General features: G+C 68.4%; 27 protein-coding genes and 1 tRNA gene. 23 read left to right on the top strand and 5 right to left on the bottom strand.

Annotation, left to right across the window (positions count from 1 at the left end; all coding sequences use genetic code 11):
- Positions 1 to 903: 903 nt before the first annotated feature.
- Positions 904 to 977 (bottom strand) — tRNA-Gln (locus AC1ROY_RS17095).
- Between the two features lie 128 nt (positions 978 to 1,105).
- Here AC1ROY_RS17095 and AC1ROY_RS17090 point away from each other — a divergent pair.
- The 10 genes from AC1ROY_RS17090 (at position 1,106) to AC1ROY_RS17045 (ending at position 11,932) form a co-directional block, all read left to right on the top strand.
- Complete coding sequence (locus tag AC1ROY_RS17090; protein ID WP_493150060.1) at positions 1,106 to 2,110, top strand: Ppx/GppA phosphatase family protein; 1,005 nt, start codon at positions 1,106 to 1,108, stop codon at positions 2,108 to 2,110.
- Positions 2,111 to 2,119: 9 nt separating this feature from the next.
- Positions 2,120 to 2,833, top strand: coding sequence for an RlmE family RNA methyltransferase (locus AC1ROY_RS17085; protein WP_493150059.1), 714 nt, complete (start codon positions 2,120 to 2,122; stop codon positions 2,831 to 2,833).
- 110 nt (positions 2,834 to 2,943) lie between these two features.
- The gene (locus AC1ROY_RS17080) at positions 2,944 to 4,344 is read left to right on the top strand and encodes an FAD-binding oxidoreductase (RefSeq protein WP_493150058.1); all 1,401 of its coding nucleotides are present in this window, start codon (positions 2,944 to 2,946) and stop codon (positions 4,342 to 4,344) included.
- A gap of 327 nt (positions 4,345 to 4,671) precedes the next feature.
- A complete protein-coding gene (gene guaB / locus AC1ROY_RS17075) occupies positions 4,672 to 6,162 on the top strand; it encodes an IMP dehydrogenase (RefSeq protein WP_493150057.1) in 1,491 nt (496 codons plus the stop codon).
- A complete protein-coding gene (locus AC1ROY_RS17070) occupies positions 6,155 to 6,874 on the top strand; it encodes a haloacid dehalogenase type II (RefSeq protein WP_493150056.1) in 720 nt (239 codons plus the stop codon). Before guaB ends, AC1ROY_RS17070 begins: the two co-directional genes overlap by 8 nt.
- Positions 6,871 to 8,178: an RsmB/NOP family class I SAM-dependent RNA methyltransferase gene (locus tag AC1ROY_RS17065; protein WP_493150055.1), complete on the top strand. Its 1,308-nt coding sequence runs from the start codon at positions 6,871 to 6,873 to the stop codon at positions 8,176 to 8,178. The genes AC1ROY_RS17070 and AC1ROY_RS17065 overlap by 4 nt, the downstream gene beginning before the upstream one ends.
- Before the next feature lie 12 nt (positions 8,179 to 8,190).
- Positions 8,191 to 8,754, top strand: coding sequence for a GNAT family N-acetyltransferase (locus AC1ROY_RS17060; protein WP_493150054.1), 564 nt, complete (start codon positions 8,191 to 8,193; stop codon positions 8,752 to 8,754).
- A 123-nt stretch (positions 8,755 to 8,877) separates the two neighbouring features.
- On the top strand, positions 8,878 to 9,192 hold the full coding sequence (locus AC1ROY_RS17055; RefSeq protein WP_493150053.1) for a hypothetical protein: 315 nt from the start codon (positions 8,878 to 8,880) through the stop codon (positions 9,190 to 9,192).
- Positions 9,193 to 9,268: 76 nt separating this feature from the next.
- The gene (gene guaA / locus AC1ROY_RS17050) at positions 9,269 to 10,825 is read left to right on the top strand and encodes a glutamine-hydrolyzing GMP synthase (protein ID WP_493150052.1); all 1,557 of its coding nucleotides are present in this window, start codon (positions 9,269 to 9,271) and stop codon (positions 10,823 to 10,825) included.
- A 141-nt stretch (positions 10,826 to 10,966) separates the two neighbouring features.
- Positions 10,967 to 11,932 (top strand): hypothetical protein, encoded by a 966-nt coding sequence (locus AC1ROY_RS17045; RefSeq protein ID WP_493150051.1) that lies wholly within the window; start codon positions 10,967 to 10,969, stop codon positions 11,930 to 11,932.
- 506 nt (positions 11,933 to 12,438) lie between these two features.
- Here the strand turns inward: AC1ROY_RS17045 and AC1ROY_RS17040 are convergent.
- The gene (locus AC1ROY_RS17040; protein ID WP_493150050.1) at positions 12,439 to 12,705 is read right to left on the bottom strand and encodes a hypothetical protein; all 267 of its coding nucleotides are present in this window, start codon (positions 12,703 to 12,705) and stop codon (positions 12,439 to 12,441) included.
- 13 nt (positions 12,706 to 12,718) lie between these two features.
- Positions 12,719 to 12,961, bottom strand: a complete 243-nt coding sequence (locus AC1ROY_RS17035; RefSeq protein ID WP_493150049.1) for a type II toxin-antitoxin system Phd/YefM family antitoxin — start codon at positions 12,959 to 12,961, stop codon at positions 12,719 to 12,721.
- Between the two features lie 99 nt (positions 12,962 to 13,060).
- On the opposite strand from AC1ROY_RS17035, the gene AC1ROY_RS17030 reads away from it, so the two are divergent.
- Complete coding sequence (locus tag AC1ROY_RS17030) at positions 13,061 to 13,891, top strand: class I SAM-dependent methyltransferase (RefSeq protein WP_493150048.1); 831 nt, start codon at positions 13,061 to 13,063, stop codon at positions 13,889 to 13,891.
- On the opposite strand, the gene AC1ROY_RS17025 is transcribed toward AC1ROY_RS17030, so the two are convergent.
- Positions 13,879 to 14,019, bottom strand: a complete 141-nt coding sequence (locus AC1ROY_RS17025) for a LuxR C-terminal-related transcriptional regulator (protein WP_493150207.1) — start codon at positions 14,017 to 14,019, stop codon at positions 13,879 to 13,881. The genes AC1ROY_RS17030 and AC1ROY_RS17025 overlap by 13 nt on opposite strands.
- 98 nt (positions 14,020 to 14,117) lie before the next feature.
- On the opposite strand from AC1ROY_RS17025, the gene AC1ROY_RS17020 reads away from it, so the two are divergent.
- From AC1ROY_RS17020 to AC1ROY_RS16995, 6 genes are all read left to right on the top strand, one after another.
- On the top strand, positions 14,118 to 14,324 hold the full coding sequence (locus AC1ROY_RS17020; protein ID WP_493150047.1) for a hypothetical protein: 207 nt from the start codon (positions 14,118 to 14,120) through the stop codon (positions 14,322 to 14,324).
- A 51-nt stretch (positions 14,325 to 14,375) separates the two neighbouring features.
- Positions 14,376 to 15,038 carry a 2'-5' RNA ligase family protein gene (locus tag AC1ROY_RS17015; protein ID WP_493150046.1) on the top strand — a complete coding sequence of 221 codons (663 nt, stop codon included), beginning with the start codon at positions 14,376 to 14,378 and terminating at the stop codon, positions 15,036 to 15,038.
- 47 nt (positions 15,039 to 15,085) lie between these two features.
- Positions 15,086 to 15,619 (top strand): DedA family protein, encoded by a 534-nt coding sequence (locus AC1ROY_RS17010; protein ID WP_493150045.1) that lies wholly within the window; start codon positions 15,086 to 15,088, stop codon positions 15,617 to 15,619.
- Between the two features lie 144 nt (positions 15,620 to 15,763).
- Positions 15,764 to 16,537, top strand: coding sequence for a class II aldolase/adducin family protein (locus AC1ROY_RS17005; protein ID WP_493150044.1), 774 nt, complete (start codon positions 15,764 to 15,766; stop codon positions 16,535 to 16,537).
- A gap of 200 nt (positions 16,538 to 16,737) precedes the next feature.
- A complete protein-coding gene (locus AC1ROY_RS17000) occupies positions 16,738 to 17,841 on the top strand; it encodes a helix-turn-helix transcriptional regulator (RefSeq protein ID WP_493150043.1) in 1,104 nt (367 codons plus the stop codon).
- A 171-nt stretch (positions 17,842 to 18,012) separates the two neighbouring features.
- Positions 18,013 to 18,468, top strand: a complete 456-nt coding sequence (locus AC1ROY_RS16995; RefSeq protein ID WP_493150042.1) for a hypothetical protein — start codon at positions 18,013 to 18,015, stop codon at positions 18,466 to 18,468.
- Here the strand turns inward: AC1ROY_RS16995 and AC1ROY_RS16990 are convergent, their stop codons facing one another.
- Complete coding sequence (locus AC1ROY_RS16990; RefSeq protein ID WP_493150041.1) at positions 18,469 to 19,245, bottom strand: SDR family NAD(P)-dependent oxidoreductase; 777 nt, start codon at positions 19,243 to 19,245, stop codon at positions 18,469 to 18,471.
- An 81-nt stretch (positions 19,246 to 19,326) separates the two neighbouring features.
- On the opposite strand from AC1ROY_RS16990, the gene AC1ROY_RS16985 reads away from it, so the two are divergent.
- The 6 genes from AC1ROY_RS16985 to AC1ROY_RS16960 all read left to right on the top strand — a co-directional run bounded on the left by AC1ROY_RS16985 (position 19,327) and on the right by AC1ROY_RS16960 (position 25,179).
- On the top strand, positions 19,327 to 20,235 hold the full coding sequence (locus AC1ROY_RS16985; RefSeq protein ID WP_493150040.1) for a polysaccharide deacetylase family protein: 909 nt from the start codon (positions 19,327 to 19,329) through the stop codon (positions 20,233 to 20,235).
- A 193-nt stretch (positions 20,236 to 20,428) separates the two neighbouring features.
- Positions 20,429 to 20,983, top strand: coding sequence for a dCTP deaminase (gene dcd / locus AC1ROY_RS16980; protein WP_493150039.1), 555 nt, complete (start codon positions 20,429 to 20,431; stop codon positions 20,981 to 20,983).
- Complete coding sequence (gene murA / locus AC1ROY_RS16975) at positions 20,983 to 22,245, top strand: UDP-N-acetylglucosamine 1-carboxyvinyltransferase (RefSeq protein WP_493150038.1); 1,263 nt, start codon at positions 20,983 to 20,985, stop codon at positions 22,243 to 22,245. Before dcd ends, murA begins: the two co-directional genes overlap by 1 nt.
- The gene (gene hisG / locus AC1ROY_RS16970; RefSeq protein ID WP_493150037.1) at positions 22,245 to 22,934 is read left to right on the top strand and encodes an ATP phosphoribosyltransferase; all 690 of its coding nucleotides are present in this window, start codon (positions 22,245 to 22,247) and stop codon (positions 22,932 to 22,934) included. The genes murA and hisG overlap by 1 nt, the downstream gene beginning before the upstream one ends.
- Positions 22,935 to 22,936: 2 nt before the next feature.
- Positions 22,937 to 24,244: a histidinol dehydrogenase gene (gene hisD / locus AC1ROY_RS16965; protein WP_493150036.1), complete on the top strand. Its 1,308-nt coding sequence runs from the start codon at positions 22,937 to 22,939 to the stop codon at positions 24,242 to 24,244.
- 407 nt (positions 24,245 to 24,651) lie between these two features.
- Positions 24,652 to 25,179 carry a septal ring lytic transglycosylase RlpA family protein gene (locus AC1ROY_RS16960; protein ID WP_493150035.1) on the top strand — a complete coding sequence of 176 codons (528 nt, stop codon included), beginning with the start codon at positions 24,652 to 24,654 and terminating at the stop codon, positions 25,177 to 25,179.
- Positions 25,180 to 25,556 lie beyond the last annotated feature (377 nt).

Raw genomic sequence — 25,556 nt, 5'->3', positions numbered from 1 at the left:
CAGTTGGTGAGATGCACCGATGACCGCCGATGAACGCGTTTCCTATGATCGATACATTTGCGGTCGATTGAAGTCGGCTCCGGTGCCACAGTTTTTGCTCGTGGGTGAAGAAGACGCTCGGGTCATTGAAGCGGATTGTCACCGGAACGCTGAGAGATGGTCCGCCAGCGAGCGCGGTTTCGCTCCCGTTCGCGGCTGGCTCCTGCATGCCAGCTACGCCCCCGTTGGCTGTCAATTAGCCGCACATTCGGTCGTGGAGAACTCGGTAGGAGAATTGATCGACATAACACTGCGTGGACGCGGGCGGGAATACATGCGTTTTGTGAAGCACGTAGGTCCGGATAGCATTTTTTTCGCCAGGGAACAGATATGCAAGACATTGGATTGCTTATACTCGAGCGATTGTGATTAGAAATATGATAAATCTTGCTCTATTTGGATAATTATAAAGTCGGAGGCTTGCAATGTTTAACTTCCACAACATCTCCATGAACCTCCGCGCCAGCGGGCCAGCGGCGGTCATATGTGTTTGGATCACCTCCATTGCCGCACTCGGCATGTTTGGAGAGCGGCCACTCACGGGGCTAGCGCCAGGTATTTTGGGCGGGTCCGGCGCCCTCATCTTCCGGGTTCTATCCGAATTACCCAACCCTCCTCCGAAGTAACGACGCCACGGAGGATAATCCTCTATTTGATACAGGGTCGCAGCGCTCCGCGTCGCAATAGCGCCGCGTTGAGGGGCTGATCACGAACCCGCCAGGGTAGGAAGAAGGAACCTTCGCGACACCGTAATGCACGGCACTTCTAGCTGATGCGGCTGAGTTGTGAGTGATTTTGGCCCAAGGCCGCCCCGTGATGCACGGCCCGGTAGAAAAGGCTGCAATCACAAGGGCTTGGTCGAGCTGGCTGGGGGACCTGGATTCGAACCAAGACTGTCCGAGTCAGAGTCGGAAGTTCTACCGTTAAACTATCCCCCAAGCGCTGCCGCTCGGCTGGCGGGGCAGATAGCATCGCCCCTCCGGGCTGCCAACCCCGCAATAACGCTTGCGATGACAGCCCCGCTTCATGATCATGACAGCTACGCATCCCGAACGAGTCAGCCCCCATGACCGCTCTCCACCAAGGCTACGGCCATCAGGGCCCTCCCCCGGCCCTCTTCGCGGCCCTGGATCTCGGCACCAACAATTGCCGCCTGTTGATCGGCGCGCCCACCCGCCACGGCTTCCGCGTGGTCGACAGCTTCTCCCGCATCGTCCGCCTCGGCGAGGGTCTGGCCGGCTCCGGCGCGCTCTCGGACGCGGCGATGGACCGCACCATCTCCGCGCTCTCCGCCTGCGCCGAGCGGCTGCACCGCCGCCCCGTCCGCCGCCTCGCCGCCGTCGCCACCGAGGCCTGCCGCCGCGCGGCCAACGGCTCCACCTTCCTCGCCCGCGCCGCGCAGGAGACCGGCCTGCGCCCGCGCATCATCTCTCCGCGCGAGGAGGCCGAGCTCGCGATGGAGAGCTGCGCCCCCCTTCTTGAGCCCGACGACCGCCGCGCCATCCTCTTCGACATCGGCGGCGGCAGCACCGAGATCGCCTGGATCCGCACTGGCCCGCGCCCCGAGCTGATCGGCTACCTCTCCATCCCCTGCGGCGTCGTGACGCTCGCCGAGCGCGAGGGCGGCGACTGCTTCTCCGTCCATGGCTTCGAGGCCGTGGTGGACGACATCCACGCCCGCCTCATGAGCTTCGACCGGCTGCACTGCATCGGCCAGGAGATCCGCCGCGGCGGCGTGCGGCTCATCGGCACCTCCGGCACGGTGACGACGTTGGCCGGCGTGGTGATGGACCTGCCGAAGTACCGCCGCCAGCTGGTGGACGGCACGCGCCTCTGCACGGAAGCGGCCGACGACGCGCTGGCGCAGCTCTTCGCCATGGGCCGCTCCGGGCTTTCGGCGCATCCCTGCATCGGGCCGGAGCGCGCGGATTTCGTGCTGCCGGGCTGCGCGGTCTACGCCGCGATCCGCAAGCTCTGGCCGGTGCGGGAGCTGACGGTGGCCGATCGCGGGCTGCGCGAGGGCATGCTCATGCGCCTCATGCGGGGTGACCGGAGCGTCTGGCGCGCGTAAAGGCACGCCATGGCCAAACCAACCAGCCGATCCGGCAGCGGCGGCCCCGTGGGGGGGCCCCGGGGCACCCATTCCAACCTCAAGACCGCGCGCGGCCGCAGCAATGCGAGCCAGCGCTGGCTCTCGCGCCAGATCAACGACCCCTATGTGAAGGCCGCGCAGCAGGCCGGCTACCGCAGCCGCGCCGCCTTCAAGCTCACCGAGCTGAACGAACGCTTCAAGCTGCTGAAGCCCGGCCAGCGCGTGGTGGATCTCGGCGCGGCCCCGGGCGGCTGGACGCAGGTCGTGCTGCGGGCGCTGGACGAGCGCGGCGAGATCGTGGCGCTGGACCTGCTGCCGATGGACGGCCTCCCCGGCGCGACCATCCTGCAGGGCGACTTCCAGGACGACGCGGTCGAGGCCGCGGTGCTGGCGGCGCTCGGCGGGCCGGCGGACCTCGTGCTCTCGGACATGGCGCCCAACACCACGGGCCACGGGCCCACGGACCACCTGCGCATCATGGACCTGGCGGCGCTCGCGCTCGACTTCGCGGTGAAGGTGCTGGCGCCCGGCGGCGGATTCGTGGCCAAAGTCTTCCAGGGCGGCTCGGAGAAGGCGATGCTCGAGCGGCTGCGGCAGCATTTCGCCAAGGTCCAGCACGCCAAGCCGCCGGCCAGCCGCAAAGAGAGCAGCGAGCTCTACGTGGTCGCCCAGGGGTTCCGCCGCGACGCCTCGTCGGGCTGAGCGCATCGCCCCGAAGGTTACGTCCGTCATGGGAAACGACGATCCCAACATACGGGCGTAGCGCGACGCCCTCAGGAAGGCGCCCTCACCGCCTCGATGAGGAGCGCCCCATGTCACACGCCCTGTTGAAACGCCGGAACAGCGCCCGCCTGGATGCGGCCGCGATCGAAAGCCTGCGCGAGGGTTTCGCGGGACGGATCATCCAGCCCGACGACCCCGCCTATGAGGACGCCCGGCGGGTCTGGAACGCGGATATCGACAAGTATCCCGGCCTCATCGCGGTCTGCTCCGGGACGGCCGACGTCGTCCGGGCCGTCGGCTTCGCGCGGGCGAACGGCCTTCTGGTCGCCGTCCGGGGCGGTGGGCACAACGTCGCCGGGCGCGCTTCGTGCGACGACGGCCTGGTGATCGACCTGTCGGCGATGAAGGGGGTCTTCGTCGATCCCGCCTCCGAGACGGTCCGCGTCCAGCCCGGCGCGACGCTGGGCGACATCGATCGCGAGACGGACCTGCACGACCTGGCCATCCCGACCGGGGTGGTCCCGCAGACCGGCATCGCGGGGCTCGCGCTCGGCGGCGGCGTGGGCTGGCTGACGCGGAAATACGGGCTGACCTGCGACAACCTGCTCTCCTGCGAGGTCGTGACTGCCTCGGGCGCGGTGCTGACCGCCAGCGCGACCTCCAATCCGGAGCTCTTCTGGGGCCTGCGCGGCGGCGGCGGGAATTTCGGCGTCGTCACCTCCTTCCTGTTCCGTGCGCATCCCGTGGGCACCGTGCTGGGCGGGCTGATCCTCTGGCCGCGCGACCAGGCGGGCGCGATGCTGCGGCACTATCGCTCCGTCATGGCCAAGGCGCCGGACGAGCTGACCGTCTATGCCGGTCTGTTCAGCGCCCCCGACGGCACGCCGGTCGCCGGCGTGATGGGTTGCCATTGCGGCGACCTGGAGGAAGGCGAGCGCGCCTTCGACCGCCTGCGCGCCTTCGGGCCGCCGATCTTGGACCTCGTGCAGCCGCGCCGCTTCACGGAGATGCAGAAGCTGGCCGACCTGCACGGCCACCTCAGGACCCGCAACTACTGGCGCTCCGCCTTCCTGGAGGAGCTGAGCGATACGGCCGTCGACCTTCTCGTGGAGCACGGCAACAGGGCGGAATCCCCGATGACCGTGACCCTCGTCCAGATCTTCGGCGGCGCGGTGGGACGGGTCGCCGAGACGGACACCGCCTTTCCGCACCGGAAGGCGCGCTGCAACATCGGCATCGAGGCCTGTTGGCTCGAGGCCGGCGAGGGCGAGCGGCATCGCGGCTGGGCCCGCACCTTCTCCGAGGCGCTCGCTCCGCATTCCACCGGCGCGGCCATGCTGAACTTCCTCGGCGAAGAGGGTCCCGACGCCACGCGCCGCGCCTTCGGGGTCAATCATGAGAGGCTGGTCGCCCTGAAGCGGCGGTACGACCCCGACAACTTCTTCCGCGTCAACCAGAACATCCAGCCCGGGACGGACTGGCTGCCCTGAAGACGCCGTCAGGATCCCGGCCCGGCTGGGACGGGGACTGGATGCGCCGCATGGGCCACGGCTCCGCCCATGCGGCGTCCGCCCCGGCGCCGCGCGAGGTGCCACCGGGAGGCCGTCGCAGGAAATTCACGCGCCTCCGGCGGGCGGCCTGCGGCGTCCGGGATCGGCCCGCAAGACCAGCCGCGTCCTGACACGGGATCCGTGAACCGAAATACAACACGCGCTCCGCGCATGCGGGCATCGCGAAGACTCTCGCTGGACGACACCCTCTTGCAAGGTTATGGACGCACGCCAAGGTCGACTGACCGCCCGAAAGGTCCCCCGCCCATGGCAGCCCTCGATTTCGCTGAACCGATTCGCATTGCCGAGGCCTACGCCTTCGACGATGTGCTGCTGCTGCCCGCCTATTCGACGGTGCTGCCGGGACAGACAGACACGCGCACGCGCCTCACCCGCGAAATCTCGCTGCACATCCCGCTCATCGCCGCGGCGATGGACACCGTCACCGAGGCGCCGATGGCCATTGCCATGGCGCAGCGCGGCGGCATCGGCGTCATCCACAAGAACATGACGCCGGCCGAGCAGGCCGAGCAGATCCGCCAGGTGAAGCGCTTTGAATCGGGCATGGTGGTCAACCCCGTCATGGTCCATCCCGATCAGACGCTGGCCGAGATCCAGGAGCTGAAGGCGCGCCACCGCATCAGCGGCTTCCCCGTGGTGGAGCCGGGCACGGGGCGGCTTGTCGGCATCATCACCAGCCGCGACGTGCGCTTCGCCACCGATCCCAACCAGCGCGTCTACGAGCTCATGACGCGTGAGAACCTCGTCACGGCGCCGCTGAACGTCACCGTCGAGCAGGCGCGCAACCTGCTGCACAAGCGGCGGCTCGAGAAGCTGCTGGTGGTGGACGAGCAGGGCCGCTGCGTGGGCCTCATCACCGTCAAGGACATGGACAAGTCCGAGGCGCATCCGAACGCCGTGAAGGACGCGCTGGGCCGGCTGCGCGCCGCGGGCGCGACGGGCGTGGGCGAGGACGGCCTCAAGCGGGCCGAGGCGCTGGTCGAGGCCGAATCCGACGTCATCGTGGTGGACACGGCGCATGGCCATTCCGGCGGCGTGCTGGCGGCGATCGAGCGGATCAAGCGGCTCTCCAACACGGTGCAGATCATCGCCGGCAACGTGGCGACGCCCGAGGGTGCGATCGCGCTGATCGAGGCGGGCGCGGATGCGGTGAAGATCGGCATCGGGCCGGGCTCCATCTGCACCACGCGCATCGTGGCCGGCGTCGGCGTGCCGCAGCTGACGGCTGTGATGGAATGCGCTGCGGCGGCGCGCGAGCGCGGCGTGCCCGCGATCGCCGACGGCGGCATCCGCAGCTCCGGCGACATCGCCAAGGCCATCGCGGCCGGCGCCGAATGCGTGATGATGGGCAGCCTCTTCGCCGGCACGGACGAGGCGCCGGGCGAGGTGTTTTTGTACCAGGGCCGCTCCTACAAGTCGTATCGCGGCATGGGCTCGCTGGGCGCCATGGCGCGCGGCTCGGCCGACCGCTACTTCCAGGCCGAGGTGCGCGACCAGTTGAAGCTCGTGCCCGAGGGCGTGGAAGGCCGCGTCGGCTACAAGGGGCCGGTGGGCAACGTGATCCATCAGCTCGTGGGCGGGCTCAAGGCCGCCATGGGCTACACGGGCAGCGCCACCATCGCCGACCTGCAGAAGAACGCACGCTTCCGCCGCATCACCGGCGCCGGCCTGCGCGAGAGCCATGTGCACGACGTCGCCGTGACGCGCGAGGCCCCGAACTACCGCAACGATGGTTGAAGACTTCGAGCCCTGGCGACGGAAGGAGAAGCCGGGGCGCGAGGTCGAGGCGGTGGTCTTCGACGCCTATGGAACGCTGCTCGACGTGCATTCCGCGGTCGCGCGCCATGCCGACCGGCTCGGCGAGCTGGCCGGCGACTTTTCCCAGGAATGGCGTGTGAAGCAGCTCGAATATTCCTGGGTCCGCAGTCTCACCGGCCCCGCGAGGCACCAGGATTTCTGGGCCTGCACGGTCGACGCGCTGCGCTTCGTCTGCGCGCGCTACAGCGTCACCAACGAGAGCTTCATGGCCGAATTGCTCGACGCCTATCGCCTGCTCTCCCCCTATCCCGAGGTGCCCGCCATGCTGCGCGCGATCCGCGCCAGGGGCGTGCAGGCGGCGGTGCTGTCCAACGGCTCGCCGATGATGCTGGCGGAGGCCTTCGGCCATGCCGGGCTCTCCACGCAGATCGACGCGCTGCTCTCCGTCGAGGCCGTCGGCGTCTTCAAGCCGGACGCCCGCGTCTATGCGCTGGCCGAGAAGCGGCTCGGCCAGCCGGCGCGGCGGATGATGTTCGTCTCGGCCAATCCCTGGGACACGCAGGCCGCCCATGCCGCAGGCTTCCGCTGCGTCCGCGTGAACCGCATGGATGCGCCGGACGAATACGGCCTGGCGGCCGCCGGCGTGCCCAGCCTGCCGGATCTTGCCGGCCTGCCGGAGTTGCTGAATTGACCCCCGAAGGGCGGCTCGCCGCCGCGATCGACCTGCTGCACGCCGTCTTCGACCAGCCGCGCCGCCCGGCCGACGCGATCGGCGCGGACTTCTTCCGCAGCCGCCGCTACATCGGCGGCAGCGACCGGCGAGCGGTCGCGGACCTCGCCTGGGGCGTGCTGCGGCAGCGGCTGCGGCTGGAATGGTGGATCGGACAGACCGGCGCGCGGATCACGCCGCGGCTGCTGGCCCTGGCCTATCTGATCCTCGTCGAGAAGCGGAAGCCGGGCGAGGCCGCGAAGCTCTTCGATGCCGGGCGCTACTCCGCCGGCCTGCTCGATGCCGGTGAGGTGGGCGTCGCCGACCGCCTCGTGGGCAAGCCGCTCATGGGCAAGGAGATGCCGGATTCCGCCCGGCTGAACCTCCCCGAATGGGCCCTGCCCGGCCTCGTTGCCCGCTTCGGAGACAGGCTCGACGCGGAGGCGGCCGCGATGGAGGCCAATGCCCCGCTCGACCTGCGCGTGAACATCCTCAAGGGAACCCGCGAGGAGGCGCAGCGCGGCCTGCGCGCCGAGGGGCTGGCCTCCGAGACCACCCCCCTCTCCCCCTGGGGCCTTCGCCTGGCCGGCCGCACGCCCATCACCGGCACGGCCGCCTATAAGTCTGGCCTCGTCGAGGTGCAGGACGAGGGCAGCCAGCTCATCGCCGCGCTCGTCGGCGCCGCCCCGGGCATGCGCGTCGCCGACTACTGCGCGGGCGCCGCGGGGAAGACGCTCGCCATGGCCGCCACCATGAACAACCAGGGCCGCGTCACCGCCTGCGACGTCTCGGCCCCGCGGCTCGAGGGTGCCACCAAGCGCCTGCGCCGCGCCGGCGTCCACAATGCCGAGACGCACCTGCTGGAGCCCGGCGACCGCTGGGTGAAGCGCCGCGCCGGCCAGTTCGACCGCGTCCTGGTCGACGCCCCCTGCACCGGCACCGGCACCTGGCGCCGCAACCCCGACGCCCGCTCGCGCACCGGCCCGGAGGACCTCGCCGAACTGCTTCGGAAGCAAGGTGAAATTCTTGTAACTTCTTCCCTTCTCGTTCGTCCTGGCGGTAGGCTCGTTTACGCGACGTGTTCGCTGCTGCCCGAGGAGGATGAATTGCAGGTTGAGCAGTTCCTGGAGGCCCATCCGGAGTTCCGTGCGATCCCGCTCGGCGCGGCCTGGCCTGCCGCTGGACTTACGGGCGCGCCGCCCATGGACGGCGTCCACCTGCTGCTCTCCCCGGCCGCCCACGGCACCGACGGCTTCTTCTGCGCCGTCCTGGAACGGCAGGCCTGAGGCCCGCGTGCGATGGTCACCATTCGCCGCGCGAGACCTGGGGACGCGCCCGCCCTCGGCCGGGTGCATGTGGCCTGCTGGCGCAGCACCTATGCCGGCGTCCTGCCCGACGAGTATCTGAGCTCCCTCTCCGCCGCGCGCGAGACGCTGGGCTACGAGCGCGGCATGGCGGAGCGCCGCGGCGGTCATGCGGCCTTCGTGGCCGTGGCGGACAACCTGGAGATCCCCGGCGGCGGGGTGGTGGGCTTCATCACCGGCGGCCTCTCGCGCCGCCCCTCCATCGCCGAGGGCGAGGTCGAGACGCTCTACCTGCTCGACGACTTTCATGAGCGCGGCATCGGCCGGCGGCTGATGCGCGCCATGGCCTCGCACCTGGCCTCGCTCGGCGCGCAGTCGGCCTTCGCCTGGGTGCTGGAGCACAACCCCTCGCGCTGGTTCTACGAGCGTCTCGGCGCCAAGCTGGTGGCGCGGGAGGAGATGCTCTTCGCCCGCGAAAAGACCACCCAGCTCGCCTATGCCTGGGACCCGATCCACACGCTGCTGACGGCGACGGCGACGACCAAGCTGCCGCGGTAGGGCCGCCCTTATGGGCCGCTTGCGTCTTCCGGGGGCTTTTTGTTGCCTCCGGAACTGGTGTGCCGGAATGTATACGCTATCCTGCGGCATGACCCGACATATCCGAGGACAGGAGCCCCTGGAGTGACCGCCCGCATCCTGCTCGCCGGCCTTTTCGCCGCCGCCCTGCTGCCCCGCGCCGCGCTCTCCGCCGACGCCATCCCGACCTATGACCCCGTCGTGAGCTGCACCGAGGCGGCCCGCCGCGCCGGCGACCGCGACGCCGGGCCCCGGCCGGAATGCCTCGATGCCGAGACGGAAGCCAAGGCGATCACCGCCACGCTCTGGCCCGCTCAGCCGGCCAGCCTCCGGCAGCGCTGCGCGCGCCTCAGCGAGCGGCGGAAGTCCTTCGTGACCCTGAACAGCTGCCTGCGCAGCAACGCTTCCGGCACCCGCTGAACGCCCCTCGCCGAACGCAGGGCCCGATGCCGTAACTCGCGCTTGACGCCGGGCGGATTCGCCCTTTCAAGCGCGCATGACCCAGCACGACCGAATCCTGATCCTCGATTTCGGCAGCCAGGTGACGCAGCTCATCGCCCGGCGCCTCCGCGAGACCGGGGTGTATTGCGAGGTGTGGCCCTTCAACGCCGCCGCCCCCGAGCGCATCCAGGCCTTCGCCCCCAAGGGCATCATCTTCTCCGGCGGCCCGGCCTCCGTGACCGAGGGCGAATCGCCCCGGGCGCCGCAGGAGGTCTTCGGGATGGGGCTGCCCATCCTGGGCATCTGCTACGGGCAGCAGACCATGGCGGCCCAGCTCGGCGGGACCGTCGAGGGCGGGCATGCCGCGGAGTTCGGCCGCGCCGTCGTCACCGTCACCGGCGAATGCGCGCTGACCCAGGGGCTCTGGGCCAAGGGCGCGCACGAGACCGTCTGGATGTCGCATGGCGACCGCATCACTGTGCTGCCGCCGGGCTTCCGGGTCGTCGCGGAATCCGAGGGCGCGCCCTTCGCGCTCATCGCCGACGAATCCCGCCACTACTACGGCACCATGTTCCACCCCGAGGTGGTGCACACCCCGCACGGCGCGGCACTTTTGAAAAACTTCACCCACGGCGTCTGCGGCTGCACGGGCGACTGGACCATGGCCGGCTTCCGGGCCGAGGCCATCGCCCGCATCCGCGCGCAGGTCGGCACCGGCCGCGTGATCTGCGGGCTCTCGGGCGGCGTGGATTCCTCGGTCGCGGCGGTGCTGCTGCACGAGGCGATCGGCGACCAGCTCACCTGCATCTACGTGGACCACGGCCTCATGCGCGCCGGCGAGAGCGAGCAGGTGGTGAAGACCTTCCGGGACCGCTTCAACATCACCCTGGTGCATCGCGACGCGAGCGACCTGTTCCTCGGCCAGCTCTCCGGCGTCACGGACCCCGAGCAGAAGCGCAAGATCATCGGGCGGCTCTTCATCGAGGTCTTCGAGGAGGAGCAGAACAAGCTCGGCGGCGCCGATTTCCTCGCGCAGGGGACGCTGTACCCGGACGTGATCGAATCCGTCTCCGCCACGGGCGGTCCCTCCGTGACCATCAAGTCCCACCACAATGTCGGCGGCCTGCCGGAGGGCATGCGCATGCGCCTGGTGGAGCCGCTGCGCGAGCTGTTCAAGGACGAGGTGCGCGCGCTGGGCCGCGAGCTCGGCATGCCCGAGGAGATCGTGGGGCGGCACCCCTTCCCCGGGCCGGGCCTGGCGATCCGCATCCCCGGCGAGGTGACGCGCGAGAAGGCCGACCTGCTGCGGAAGGTGGACACGGTCTATCTGGAGGAGATCCGCAATGCCGGGCTCTACGACGCGATCTGGCAGGCCTTCGCGGTGCTGCTGCCGGTGCGGACCGTGGGCGTGATGGGGGATGGGCGGACCTACGACATGGCCTGCGCGCTGCGCGCCGTGACGAGCACGGATGGGATGACGGCGGAGTTTTATCCGTTCGACATGGGGTTCCTGGGGCGGGTGGCGAACCGGATCGTGAACGAGGTCCGGGGGGTGAACCGGGTGACTTATGATATTACGAGCAAGCCGCCGGGGACGATTGAGTGGGAGTGAGCGGAGCAAGAATCGTCCTATCTTGCTCCGATAGCTCGATGGGTGTGTGCTTGCGCTGCAAGAGTGATCTAATGCTTATTTGATAGACATTTTGGCGACCAGAACGTCTTCTGCCATCAAACATCTCCCTAAAGGTGTCCGATGCTCTCGTTTGCAACTGAATTCCCAGTCGATCCTAAGAGAACCACAGGGGATTTCCTTGAGGTAGGCCGAGATTGGATTCTGGGATCTCCTCACACCACCTTTAACAAAGACACGCTTAAACCCATGCTAACGGAGAAATCGTGGTTTGCATGCCGCGACGATAATTGCATTGCCGTTTTGCAGATACAACAAGATGACAATAAAATAGCGGCACTCCGCTACACTCAAAACGATTCAGATCTTGAATGGCAAACTGAAGTTGTAATGTGGCACCGCGACAATGCTAGCTGGATTGGCATACGCGTAAGTCGAGAGGCATCTGTTGCCACGAGTCATCTTCCATCTGCGAAAAAACCAGTTCTTGTCCGATTTCTTCTTGACCGACTTGGAGGTGGATTTGATGGAGAACTTCAGGTCGGCCAGAGAGCATACAAATTTTTAGAGCATGAAGTCGATAAGGCAGCCCGCGTACTCTTGGCTAGTGCTGGCTGTAGGCTTCCAGTTATTTATATTAGCAGATCTTTTTTTGACGATTATGCCATTGATGTGAATTCTATAGCGAATGATCTCATGGGCATGGGTCATGTTGTTGTTGAACCAAGTAGAAAATTTTCGTATCGATTGAGAATGAGTGTTGGTGGGCAAAATGCCTATGGAGGATCTGTAGGTATATATTGGCCAGAGGATGGTGGAAATTATATAATTTTTCGACCATCTGATTTTACCAATCAACAAGAAATGAAAAAGGCAATCATTAGCGAAATTCGCCATTCTTTGCTCAATAGCCGGCCAAATAATTTTGTACTTGGCACGGCGCGCAAGATATTTCATCCCGCCTGTCATACAATACCCTGCGAGAATCTGGCTCAAAAGAACTTTCCAACTACATTAGATCATTTGACAGTGAAATTATCGCTAAAGCCCAGCAACTCGCAGATGCGGAAAAAGAAATTATTCGCTTAAAAAATCAAATTGAAGAATATAAACGCACTTATGTCAAAAAGACGGGCATTACAATCGATGCCGGTTCAGAACAAAATTTCTTTGAATCCGAAATAAAAGATATTATTATTGATGCTTTGGAAGAAGGTATAAACCGCACGGTGAAGGACAGTCGGAGGCAACACGTTCTCACCGCACTCGTGCAAGCCAATACCTACTATGGGGAAGGCTCGCGCATGCGAGATCGAGTAAAAAATGCACTCAGTAAATATGATGGTATGAATGCTGGAATCCGTCGAGCATTAGAGGGTATCGGTTTTGAGCTTAGCGAAGATGGAAAGCATTTTAAGTTAATTTTTCGAGGCGACGATCGTTACACTTTTAGTATAGCGACAACTCCAAGCGATCGACGAGGCGGCCCCAACTCTGTGAGCGACATAAATAAAAGATTATTTTGAATACATGATTTTGAAGAAAAATAGATTCGTATGAGCATTGTTCATTCCTCCCTATAATGAAGGAGAACTCTATGGTGATGCTCGCGTTCTAACCCACTTCAACACAACCTCGCATTCTTCCTCCAAACCACCGCCGCCGATGACGGCCACGCCAAGAGCCACGGCCTGATCGACGCCACCCTCACCATCCTCCCGGGCCTCCCGCCTGAATACGCCCAGGACCTCTTCGCCCGCCCCGGCGAGCACCCCGCCGTCCTGCGCTTCTCCGCCATCCCCGGCGACCTGCTCGATGATGCCATCGGCCTCGTGAGGCCGCGCCGCAACGATCAGCGACATGGCGAGAAGAGCCTCAGAAGTGGTCCTCCTCCCGCATCGCCCGCACTAGATCGGCGGCCACCTGCGCCTGGGGTGGCAGGCTGGCCGTCAGGGCCTGGAGCCTGGCCGCATCGACCGGCTTGCACGGCCGGGCGACCGAGGTGAGCCGCGCGACCGGCCTGCCGCGCCGGGTGATCTCGACGGAATCGCCCGCCTCGATCCGATCGATCAGTTCTCTCTGATGCGCCCTGGCCTCCGCCAGACTGATCGCATTCATGCCCACCTCCTGACCATCCGGATGGTCCCATAGCCCATCTTCGGGCCGGGCTTCAGCCAAACGTATCCCGCGCTCTTCCCAAGGCGCAGAATGCCGCGCATGCCATCCGAGAAGGTCACGCTCACCGGCGAGAAGGAGACCCTCCTCCTCACCCTCGTCGCCAAGGCCGGCGAGAGCCGCCTGCCCGACTCCCTCCTGCACGACCATTTCGCCGCCGGGGCCGTCGCGCGCATCGACTACGACTTCCCGAAGCTGCGCGTCGACCACGACCTGATGATCGCCCTCGCCCTCCGCTCCCACATCCTCGACGGCTGGACGCGCGCCTTCCTCGCCCGCCACCCTGAGGCGGTGGTGCTGCATCTCGGCTGCGGGCTGGACAGCCGGGTCTTCCGCATCCACCCCGGGCCGGGCGTGCACTGGTTCGAGGTGGACTACCCCGAGGTCATCGCGCTCCGCCACCGCCTCTACCCCGTGCGCCGCCACTGCCGGGCGATCGGCACCTCCGTGACCGAGCCCGGCTGGCTCGCCCAGATTCCCGCGGACCTCCCGCGCCTCGTCCTGGCCGAGGGGCTGCTGCCCTACGTCCCCGCGGCCGAGGTGCTGCCCCTGCTCGACCGCGTGACGGCCGGGCCGCCCTCCGGCGAGGTGGGTTTCGACGCCTACGGCCGGCTTGGCCTCTGGATGATCCGCAACAACCCCGCGATCCGCGCGACCGGCGCCGAGCTGCACTGGTTCCTGGAGGACCCCGGCGAGATCGAGCGCCAGGTCCCGCGCCTGCGGCTGGCGCAGGAGATCCTGGCCTATGACCCCGAGGGCTATGACCCCGCGCAGGTCGCCCGGATGTCGCTGGCGGCGCGCTGGGCGGTGCGGGTCTTCCGGATGGTGCCGGGGCTGGGGAAGCTCGGGCGGCTGCTGCGCTACGAGTTCTGACGCGGGAGATCGCGCCGCCAGTCCGCCATCCGCACGAGGTCGGCCACGGAGCGGGCGCTCATCTTCCGCATCAGGCGGCCGCGGTGAAGCTTCACGGTGAACTCGCTGAGGCTGAGGCGATAGGCGATCTACTTGTTCAGCAGGCCGTGAATGGGCTTCCGCCGCCGAGCCGCATCCCGGCGGCGACGGCGCCGGACCTCGGCGTGCTGAGCGCCCTGCTCTGCCTGTGCTCGGCTGGTCGGTGCCGCCGGCCTACCTGACCGCACGCCGGCGCGACGCGGGCGAACTCGTGGAGATTCCCGCGCCGGTCGTCCGGCCCGAGAACACCTACAACCTCGTCTGGGCCGCGCTGCGGCAGCCGCGGATTGTGTTCGCCCGCGACCTGCTGGTGAAGGCTCTCCGGGACGGTTGCCGGATGGACTCCGGGGGGTGATCGGCCTATATGCCGATCAGAACATACCGTGAACATATAAGGCGAACGATCATGTCCAGCTGGCAGGCTCGGGTCCCCGGGCAACTTTGGTTCGACGGCTTCGAGGTGCCGGCGGGGCCGCCCGGGCCGCCGAGACCGCCGGGATCGTCGAAGCCGCCGGAGCCGCGGCGCTTCCGGCACAACCTGTTCTTCGCGGTCCGGCTGGACGCGGCGGCGACCGGGAGCGTCCTGGCCATGCGGTCGGAGCTGAGCCGGACCTTCGACCTGCGCGAGCGCCCCGTCGCCCCGGAGCAGCTCCATCTGACGCTCTTTCCCGTCGCTTCCTCCGACGAGCCGCCGGCACCAGAGCTGGTGGACCGCGCCCGCGGCGCCGCGGACGCCGTCACGGCTCCACCCTTCACGATCGAGCTCGACCGGGTCCTCAGCTTCCGCAACCGCCGGACGGCCAAGCCGCTCGTTTTGACCGGTTGCCGGGGCAGCGAATCCTTCGTCGCCCTGCAGCGCCGCATCAGCCTGGCCGTGGGCGCCACCGGGCTCCACGCGCGGCCACACGGCTTCGGCACGCCGCATGTCACCATGACCTGGGACCGCGACATCGAGCGGGAGCTGGAGGTCGACCCGATCCCGCTGGTGGCCCGCGAATTCGCCTTCATCCACAGCCATGTCGGCCAGCGGCGGCACGACATGCTCGGGCGCTGGCCGCTGCGGGGCTGAGGCGGCCGGGCTGGGCAAGGGTGCCCTGCCCCGGCAGGATCGCCGCCATGCCATTCCTCCATGCGAGCGCGGCGCAGATCGAGGCCTATCTCGCGGCCTATGGGCTCTTCGCGATCTTCGGCCTGATCTACCTGGAATCGCTCGGCCTGCCGCTGCCGGGCGAGAGCGCGCTGATCGGCGCCTCCGTCCTCGCGATCCATGGCGAGTTCTCGGTCTTCCACCTGCTGGCCGTCGTCTGGGCCGCGGCCGTGCTGGGCGACAGCACGGGCTATGTGATCGGCCGGGTCGGCGGGCGGCCGCTGCTGCGGCGCTACGGCTGGCTGGTCCGCCTCACGCCCGAGCGGCTGGAGAAGCTGGAGGAGCTGTTCCGCCGGCGGGGCGCGTGGATCGTCCTGGGCGCACGCTTCGTGGTGCTGCTGCGGCAGCTGAACGGCGTGGTCGCCGGCTCCATGGCGATGCCCTGGCCGCATTTCGTGGCGGCGAATGCCCTGGGTGCGGCGCTGTGGGCGGCCGCCTGGACCCTCGGGCCCTACTATCTCGGCGCGTTCTTCGGGCTCAACAGCTTCCTGCACCGGCCCTGAACGAGGCCCCAGCTGCCGGAATCGGGGCGATTCCGAGGGAATCCGGGTTGCGTTCCGGGCCGGCGCATGGGTTCATGGACGACATCATCGCCCGAAGCGACGCGCCGGCCCTCGTCGCGAGACCGCGCCCAGATGGAGCAGCCCATGGACACCATCACCCACACCCCCGCCGACCTCCTGGAAGCCGAGCGCCGGCAGGCACGCATCGACATGGCGGCCGCGCATCGGCTGGCCGTGACGCACGACTTCCACGAGGCCATCGACAACCACTTCACCTTGATGGTGCCCGGCCGCCCCGGCCGCTTCTACCTCAACGCCTACGGCCTGCACTGGACCGAGGTGACGGCGAGCAACCTCATCGAGGTCGCCTATGACGGCGAGGTGATCGAGGGCACCGGCCCCGCCGACCGCAGCGCCATCTGCATCCACGCGCCGATCCATGAGATCACCGGCGCCGAATGCGTGCTGCACACGCACATGCCCTACTGCACGGCGATCTCGCAGCTCGAGGACATGACCATCGAGATGACGGGCCAGAGCGCGCTGCAGTTCAACAACCGCATCGCCTACGACTACGACTACAACGGCTTCGCGCACGAGCACGACGAGGGCGCGCGCATGGCCGCGCTCATGGACGGCAAGCCGATCCTGATGCTCGCCAATCACGGCGTGGTGGTGACGGGCAGGAACGTCGCCCAGGCCTATCACCGGCTCTACTATCTCGAGCGCGCCTGCCGCACCCAGATGTTCTCCATGTGGACCGGCCAGCGCCGCCGCTTCGTGAAGGAGGAGGTGCTGGAGAAGATGCGGGCGCAGGCCGGGTGGAAGGACCCGACCATGGCGATGTCGGGGCCGGAGTACCACTTCGCCGCGCTGAAGCGCGTGCTCGACCGGACCCAGCCGGACTACGCGGACTGAGAATCGGGGCCGGCACGCCCGCCCGCCGCATGCGGGCCTGCAGGGCAGCTGATTCCGCTCTGGCAACGGTCCGCCTTTTCCCATAGGTTTCGAGCGCCTCCGGCACCGGAGGCGACGCCGGGACATCACGGGGACGGAACTTCCATCGGAGGGGCTGGCCTTGCGACTTTCCGGAACCCGGCCGCGGCCCGCTGGCCGCCGTGCCTGACCTCCAGCTCCTGGAGCTGATCGGCCATCTCTACGATGCGGCCGCCGATCCCCGCCTCTGGTCCGGCATGGCCTCGCGCATCGCCGGCGCCTTCGGCTCCACCAGCACGGTCATCAAGCTGCATGGCGGCTCGGCGCGCTTCCAGCTCCTGGAGACGACCGAGAACCTCCTCGTCCCCGATCGCCTGCGGAGCTGGGCGGAGGACTGGCACCGGCGCGACCTCTGGGTGGAGCGCTCCATCGCCCACGGCCCCTCGCGCGTCGTGACCGGCGACGCCCTGGTCGATCCGGAGGAGCAGCGGCGCAGCAGCTTCTACCAGGAATGGCTCCGGCAGCTCGACATCCACCACATGGTGGGCGCGGTGTTCCCCGTCGGCGACGGCGCCATCGGCGTGATCGGCGTTCATCGCCCCTTCGACGCGGGGGCCTTCGCGGAGGCCGAGCAGCGCAAGGTGGCGCTGCTGCTGCCACACCTGCGGCGCGCGCTGGAGATCGGGCAGCGCCTCGCCGACGCGGCGCTGGTGCAGGCGGCAAGCCTCGACGCGATGAACCGGCTGGACACCGGCGTGCTGGTGCTGGACCAGGCCGGCCGCATCCTCCACGCCAATGCCGAGGCGGACGCCATCCTCGTCGAAGGCGCCGGGCTGGGCGTGCGGAACGGCCGCCTCGCCGCGCACCCGCCGGCGGTGCTGGCACGGCTGGAGGCCGTGCTGCACGACCCGGCCGGGGCGGCGGCACTCGGCATCCCCCGGGCGGACCGCCCGCCCCTGACGCTGACCGCGGCGCCGATGCGGCCGGGGCGGATGGCTTATGCCAGCCTGCGGCCGCTCGTGCTGGTCTTCCTGCGCGATCCCGAGCGCGGCGGGCCGCGCGCCGACCTGCTGCGGGACCTCTTCGGTCTCACGCGGACCGAGGCGGCCATCGCCGCCAGCCTGGGCGCCGGGCTGGACATCGAGGAGGCGGCGCGACGGCAGGGCATCGGGCCGGGCACCGCACGCTGGCACCTGAAGAGCATCCTCGCCAAGACCGGCACGGGAAGGCAGGCGGAGCTGGTCGCGCTGCTGGCCCGGAGCGTGGCGACCCTGCCCAGGCGGTAGCGAGAGGGCTCCGCCCCCCTCGGTTGTCCCACCTTCGGCGCCAACCCCCGCCAGGGCTTTTGGCCCGGGCCCCTTTGACTCGGGGAGCCGTCCCCTCCCGTTTGGCAGGCGACGCGCGGCACCCCGTCGCCGCAGCATCCGCCCCTGGCAGCAACGAGGGGAAGCAAGGCCATGCAAGAGTACCGGGGCATCCTGAAGCGCATCGGCGGCAAGGATTCCGACATGATCGTGGGCGGCAACGTGCGCGTGGGCGGGCTGATCTCGGTCATCCAGATCGGCGACACGGTGCTGCGCAAGGTGGCCTGCAGCCGCGACATCTACGACCTGCTGGACCCGGGCGAGGAGGCCATCCTCTACGTCCACTGGCACTTCTTCCGCACGCCGATCGTGCTGGGCGTGAAGTACCCGGCGACCGGCCGGAAGTTCACCATGGGCCTGATGGGCGTCGTGGCCGGCGCCGTGAAGTACCTGGTGATCACGCCGCTGCTGATCGTGATCGGCGGGATCGTCTCGACCATGTTCCTGGGCAACGCGCTCGGCGCGCTGCTGATCCTCGTGGGGCTGGGCCTGTGCCTCTACAACGCCGGGACGCTGTTCCTGGGCAGCGTGAAGCTGGCGCAGGCCTAGCTAGAAGGAGCCCCCGTTCACCGGCAGCATCTGGCCGCTGACGAAGCCCGCGAGTGGCGAGGCGAAGAACATCACCGCGTCCGCGATGTCCTGCGCCGCGCCCAGCCGTCCCAGCGCGATGCCCGCCAGCGTGGCGTCGCGGCGCTCCTGGGTGAGCGTGTCCCAGTTGTCCTGCTTGTCGGCGTCGGTGAGCACCAGGCCGGGCGCCACCGCGTTCACGGTGATGCCGAAGGGGCCGAGCTCCATCGCCATCTGCCGCGTCAGGCCGAGCACCGCGTGCTTGGCGCTGCAATAGGCCTGGATGCGCGTGCGCGAGGGCTTGAAGGCCGCGCCCGAGGCCAGGTTGACGATGCGCCCCGCCCCTGCCTGCTTCATCGCCGGCGCGGCCGCGCGGATGGTCACGAAGCTGGCGTCCACGTTGAGGTCGAAGATCGAATCCCACTCTTCGTCGGTGACCTGCTCCACCGGCTTGCCGCGTTGGCCACGCATGCCGCCGGCGTTGTTCACGAGGATGTCGATGGCCTTGCCCGCGGCGTCCTCCACCTCCGCGATCCAGCCGGCGGCCAGCGCGCGGTCGGTCAGGTCGAAGGCCTGGACTGTCATGGGATGGCGCCCTGATGAACCTTGGGCGGTCTCCGTCAGCCCGGCCGCGTCCACGTCGGTGGCGAAGACCTTCGCGCCGCGCTTGGAAAAGCTGCGCGCGATGGCGCGGCCGAAGCCCATGGCGGCCCCCGTGACGGCGACGGTGCGGCCGGTGAAATCGAGGGGATCGGTCATGGCGGTGTCCTTCCGGCGCGGATCGTTTCGGCGCTAACAATCACCCGCGCGACGCAACGCGCAACCGCGGGGGATCGAGATTTGACGTCCACCAACCATCCCGAGGGCGAGCCCTGGACCTGGCCGGAGCCCACCTGGCGCCGCATCACCGGCCGCGCCCGCGCCGGGCGGTCGCTCAAGCCCACCCATTGGCCGGACGGCGCGCGTTGCGCCGTCGCCCTCTCCTTCGACGCCGATCACGACACCATCCCGCTGCGCGACGGCGACGAGAGCCCCATGCGGATCAGCCAGGGGCAGTACGGCAACCGCCAGGCCATGCCGCGCATCCGCCGGCTGCTGGCACGCGAGGGGGTGAAGGCCAGCTTCTTCTACCCGGCCGTCTCGGCGCTGCTCTATCCGGACGAGGCGCGCGGCGTGGCCGAGGAGGGGCACGAGATCGGCATCCACTCCTGGATCCACGAGCGCAACACCGCGCTCCCCTACGAGGCCGAGCGCGACCTCGCCTTCCGGGCCAGGGACGCGCTGGAGAAGGTGACGGGCCAGCGCCCCGTCGGCATGCGGACCGCGAGCTGGGACTTTTCGCTGCGCACGCTCGATATCATCCGGGAGATGGGGCTGCTCTACGACAGCAGCCTGATGGCCGACGACGACCCCTACGAGCTGGTCGCCGACGGCGTGCCCACCGGCATCGTCGAGCTGCCGCCGGAATGGATCCGCGACGACGCGGTCTATTTCAACATGAACCGTTTTTCCGCCCTCCGGCCGTACACGCCGCCCTCGGCGGTCACGGAAATCTTCCTCGCCGAACTGGACGGCGCCTGGGAGGAGGGCGGGCTGTTCCTCCTCACCATGCACCCCCACTACACCGGCCATCGCAGCCGCATGCCCGTGCTGGAGAAGGTGATCGAACATGCCAAGGCGAAAGGCGGTTGCTGGTTCGCCACCCATGCCGAGGTCGCCGCCTGGTGCCGCGACCACGCCGCGCCGTGACCGCCGACCGGGAGGCCCGGCTGGCCGCGGCGCTGCGGGCCAACCTGCGGAAACGGAAGGTCCAGGCCAGGGGACGCCAGGATGCCCGCGCCGACGACGCAAAGCAGCCCCCCGAGCCCACCGATGGACGCACCACGGCGGAAGAGGCTAGACCGGCCTCCCGCAAGGACCCCGCTGACAGCAAGGACCCCTGATGCCGATCATGCCCGACCACTGGATCCGCCGCATGGCGACGGAGCAAGGCATGATCTCGCCCTTCGTCGAGGCCCAGAAGCGCGAGGGGGTGATCTCCTTCGGCCTCTCCTCCTACGGCTACGACGCGCGCGCGGCGGATGTCTTCAAGGTCTTCACGAACGTCGACAACGCCATCGTCGACCCCAAGGCCTTCTCCGAGACCGGCTTCGTCACGAGGCAGGGCCCGGTCTGCATCATCCCGCCCAATTCCTTCGTGCTGACCCACACGATCGAGGTCTTCAAGATCCCGCGCGACATCCTGGTGATCTGCCTGGGCAAGTCGACCTACGCCCGCTGCGGCCTGATCGTGAACGTCACCCCGCTGGAGCCCGAATGGGAGGGCCAGGTGACCATCGAGATCAGCAACACCACGCCGCTTCCGGCCAAGGTCTACGCCAATGAGGGGATCTGCCAGTTCCTGTTCCTGAAGGGCGAGAGCGCCCCCGAAGTGAGCTACGCCGACCGCGCGGGCAAATACATGGGACAGCGGGGCGTCGCCCTGCCGAAGCTCTGATGGACCGCATCCGGATCCGGGGCGGCGTCCCGCTCAACGGCACGGTCCCCATCTCCGGCGCCAAGAACGCGACCCTGCCGCTGATGGCGGCCGCCCTGCTGGCCGACGGGCCGCTGGTGCTCACCAACGCGCCCGACCTCGCCGACATCGCCACCATGCGCGCGCTGCTCGTCCAGCACGGGCTCACGGTGGAGCACGACAAGACGGCCCGCACGCTGACCCTGTCGGGCGCCGCGACCAACCTGGAAGCGCCCTACGACATCGTGCGCAAGATGCGCGCCTCGGTGCTGGTGCTCGGCCCGCTGCTGGCCCGCTATGGCCAGGCCCGCGTCTCGCTGCCCGGCGGCTGCGCCATCGGCACGCGGCCGGTGGACCTGCACATCAAGGGGCTGGAGCAGCTCGGCGCCGAGATCGAGATCACCGCCGGCTACATCGAGGCCCGCGCGCCCCAGGGCAAGCTGCGCGGCGCGAAGATCATCTTCCCCCAGGTCAGCGTCGGCGCCACGGAAAACCTGCTCATGGCCGCCTGCCTCGCCGAGGGCGAGACCGAGCTGGTCAACGCCGCCCGCGAGCCCGAGATCACCGACCTCGCCATGTGCCTCATGCGCATGGGCGCGCGGATCGAGGGCATCGGCACCGACCGCCTCCGCATCGAGGGCGGCGCCAGCCTCCTCCCCGCGACGCACCCCATCGTCCCCGACCGCATCGAGGCCGGCACCTATGCCTGCGCCGCCGCCATCACCGGCGGCCAGCTGCACCTCGAAGGCGCCCGGCTGGAGCACCTCGGCTCCGTTGCCCGCGTGCTCAGGGATTCGGGTGTGGATGTCGCCGAGACCAATTCCGGCCTCACCGTCAGCCGGCTCAACGGGCTGCGCGGCGCCGACGTGATGACCGAGCCCTTTCCGGGATTCGCGACCGACATGCAGGCCCAGTTCATGGCGCTCATGACCGTCGCCGAGGGCGCCTCGATGATCACCGAGACCATCTTCGAGAACCGCTTCATGCATGTGCCCGAGCTCATGCGCATGGGCGCCCGCATCAACTTCCACGGCAGCTCCGCCATCGTGCGCGGCGTTCCGAAACTCTCCGGCGCGCCCGTGATGGCCACGGACCTCCGCGCCTCGGTGAGCCTCATCCTCGCGGGCCTCGCCGCCGAGGGCGAGACCATCGTCAACCGCGTCTACCACCTCGACCGCGGCTACGAGCATGTCGAGCAGAAGCTCGCGGCGGTGGGGGCGAAGATCGAAAGGCTGGCCAACTGATGGACCTGCCCCTGTCGCTGACCGAGTCCGATGTGGGCACCGGCCTCGTCATGGCCCTGCCCAAGGGCCGTATCCTCTCCGAGCTGAGGCCCGTCCTCGCCCGCGTCGGCATCACCCCCGCCGCGGATTTCGAGGACGAGGACAGCCGCCGCCTGCGCTTCGAGACCAACGAGCCCGCGCTCGACGTCATCCGCGTGCGGCCCTTCGACGTCGCGGCCTTCGTGGCCCATGGCGCGGCTCATATCGGCGTCTGCGGCGCCGACGTGCTGATGGAATACGAGACCGACCAGATCTACGCGCCGCTCGACCTCGGCATCGGCCGCTGCCGCGTCTCGGTGGCCGAGCAGGTGGCGACGGCGGGGCTCGACGATCCCTCGCGCTGGTCGCGCATCGCGGTGGCCACCAAGTACCCCAACATCGCCCGCCGCCACTTCGCCGCGCGCGGCGTGCAGGCGGAGGTGGTGCACCTCAACGGCGCGATGGAGCTGGCGCCGTCGCTCGGCCTCTCGCGCGTCATCGTGGACCTCGTGCAGACGGGCTCGACGCTGAAGGCCAACGGCCTCGTGGAGACGGAGGTGATCGCAAACGTCACTTCGCGCCTCATCGTGAACCGCACGGCGCTGAAGACGCGTCCCGAGGAGATCGCGGCCTGGATCGCGCGCTTCCGCGCGGCGCTGGCCACCGCCTGACCATGGAAATCCTCTCCACGGCCCAGGCCGAGTTCGAGACCCGCTTCCAGGCCCTGCTGGACGATGCGCGCGAGACCACTTCCCGCGTGGACGGCGCCGTCTCCGCCATTATCGCCGAGGTCCGCGCCGAGGGCGACGCCGCGCTGCTGCGCCTCACCGCGCGCTTCGACGGTTGGGTGCCCAACGACATCACCGCATTGCGCGTGACGCCGGAGCAGATCGACGAGGCCGTAGAGAGCATCGAGCCGGAGCTGATGGCCGCGCTCGACCTGGCCGCGACCCGCATCGAGGCGTTTCACCGCGCGCAATTGCCCGCCGACATCGAGCTCCCCGGCACGGACGGCGTGGCGCTGGGGATGCGCTGGAACGCGCTGGACGCCGTCGGCCTCTACGTGCCCGGTGGCAAGGCGGCCTACCCCTCCTCCGTGCTGATGAACGCCCTGCCCGCCCGCGTCGCCGGCGTGGGCCGCGTTGCGATGGTGGTGCCGACCCCGGGCGGCGTGCTGAAGCCGCTGGTGCTGGCCGCGGCCCGACGCGCGGGCGTGACCGAGGTCTGGCGCGCCGGCGGCGCCCAGGCCGTGGCAGCGCTGGCCTGGGGGACCGAAAGCCTCGCGCCCGTGGACCGCATCGTCGGCCCCGGCAACGCCTATGTGGCCGAGGCCAAGCGCCAGGTCTTCGGCCGCGTCGGTATCGACAGCATCGCCGGCCCCTCCGAGGTTCTGGTCCTGGCCGACGCGACCAACGACCCCGCCCATGTCGCCATGGACCTGCTGGCCCAGGCCGAGCACGACGAGGCCGCGCAATCCATCCTCATCACCGACCACGCGGATTTCGCCGCCGCGGTGATCCGCGAGGTCGAGAAGGCGCTGATCGCCCTGCCCCGCCGCGCCATCGCCGGCGAGAGCTGGGCGCGGCACGGCGCAGTGATCCTGGTGCGCGACTGGGACGAGGCCTGCGCGCTGGCCAACCGCCTCGCGCCCGAGCACCTGCAGATCATGCTGGACGACCCGCGCGCGGTGTTCGGCAAGATCCGGCACGCGGGCGCGGCCTTCCTCGGCCGGCACACGCCCGAGGCGATCGGCGACTACGTGGCCGGGCCGAACCACGTGCTGCCCACCGGGCGCAGCAGCCGGTTCTCCTCGGGGCTGTCGGTGTTCGACTTCCTTAAGCGCACGACCTGGGTGCAGGCCGAGCCGCACGGGCTGCGGGCGATCGGGCCGGCGGCGGTGAAGCTCGCGGAGGCAGAAGGGCTCGGCGCGCATGCGGCAAGCGTCGCGGTGCGGCTGGACGAGATGCAGGTGCGAGGATAGCGGGGAAGTCGAGAGCCAATACTGACGGCTCCTGGCTGACTTATAGGGCACCCGCGAAGAAACCATTTGCGCCCGGCGCGCTGTGCGACCCAAAAATTGCGGCAGGAATAGGGCGGTCGTGGCGCATTCCGCCCCCTATGCCGGGCCTTGCTATTTGCTGTGGCATATAGCAAGGCAGGGCCACGTCATCGCTCTGCCTTCGACGGACCTCCGTCGTTCGCCTCTACTGCCGCGCTCCCCACCGGACCTGCCCACTGGACCTGTAGGACGCTCGGCGCGTGCTTGGCAGAGCACTGGAAGAAGCAAGGGAGGCCTTCCATGGAGTGCCTACGCCATTCGTCGCAGATTCGCCCCACTTCCATCATCGATGCTTCGTCGACACGGAGGCTGATCGGAGGCAGTGGCTGATGCGGCGCGCCGGCTGGCGGTTGGCCGCCAGCTGCGCGGTGCTTGGCCTGGGTTCGATGACAATGGGATGCGCGTCGCAACCCGTCGCCAGCGCCGGCCCCGCGACGGAGCAGCCGAATGGAGAGCCCGGCGATCCCTCCGCCGAGGCCTCCTCTCTCCCGGCGACCGGAACCGGGTACGCGCCCCGGCTCGGCCAAGGCTCGTATCCCCAGATTGGCCGGGCCTCGTACTACGCGGCGCATTTCACCGGCCGGCGGACGGCCTTCGGAACGCGCTTCGATCCGCGAAGGGCCACGATCGCGCACAGGACCTTGCCGTTCGGGACGGTAGTGAGGATCACCAACCTCGAGAACGGCCGGTCGGAAACGGCGACCGTCGAGGATCGCGGGCCCTTCACCCCTGGCCGCATCGTCGACATGAGCCGCAGCCTGGCCGAGCGCCTCGACATGATCCGGCAAGGCGTCGTGCGCGTGGAGGTGACACCTGTGGAGATGATCCCCGTGGAGGGGACCGAGAGGCGAGGGTGATGTGGGGCGGGTTCGGCCGAAGCGCTTCCTAGATTATTCCCATATAAATGGACGGCTGCTCCCCTCCGCCTTCCCCACAACCTTCTCTCCGATGCGGAATGGCAGGCCATCCTGCCCCATCTCCCCGACAGCGGGCGCGGCCGCCCCTGCGACCTCCGCGCCCGGCTCGACCCATCTCCGCGTCGCCGCCAAGACGGCCCCTGGCGTGATCTCCCCGAGCCCCACGGCAAGCCCGACACCATCTCCCGTTACTATCCGGCGCCTCACCCTTGAAGGCTTCTGGGAACACCCGCTGCTCGCCCTCGCCGCCGCGCCCCAGGGCCACCCGCGGCGCAACCTCCTCGGCCCCATCTGCTTGCTGGCTATGACGCCCGGCC

Source organism: Roseococcus sp. GW821-FHT12F05 (assembly GCF_058806835.1).
This window is presented reverse-complemented; position numbering and strand designations above follow the sequence as displayed.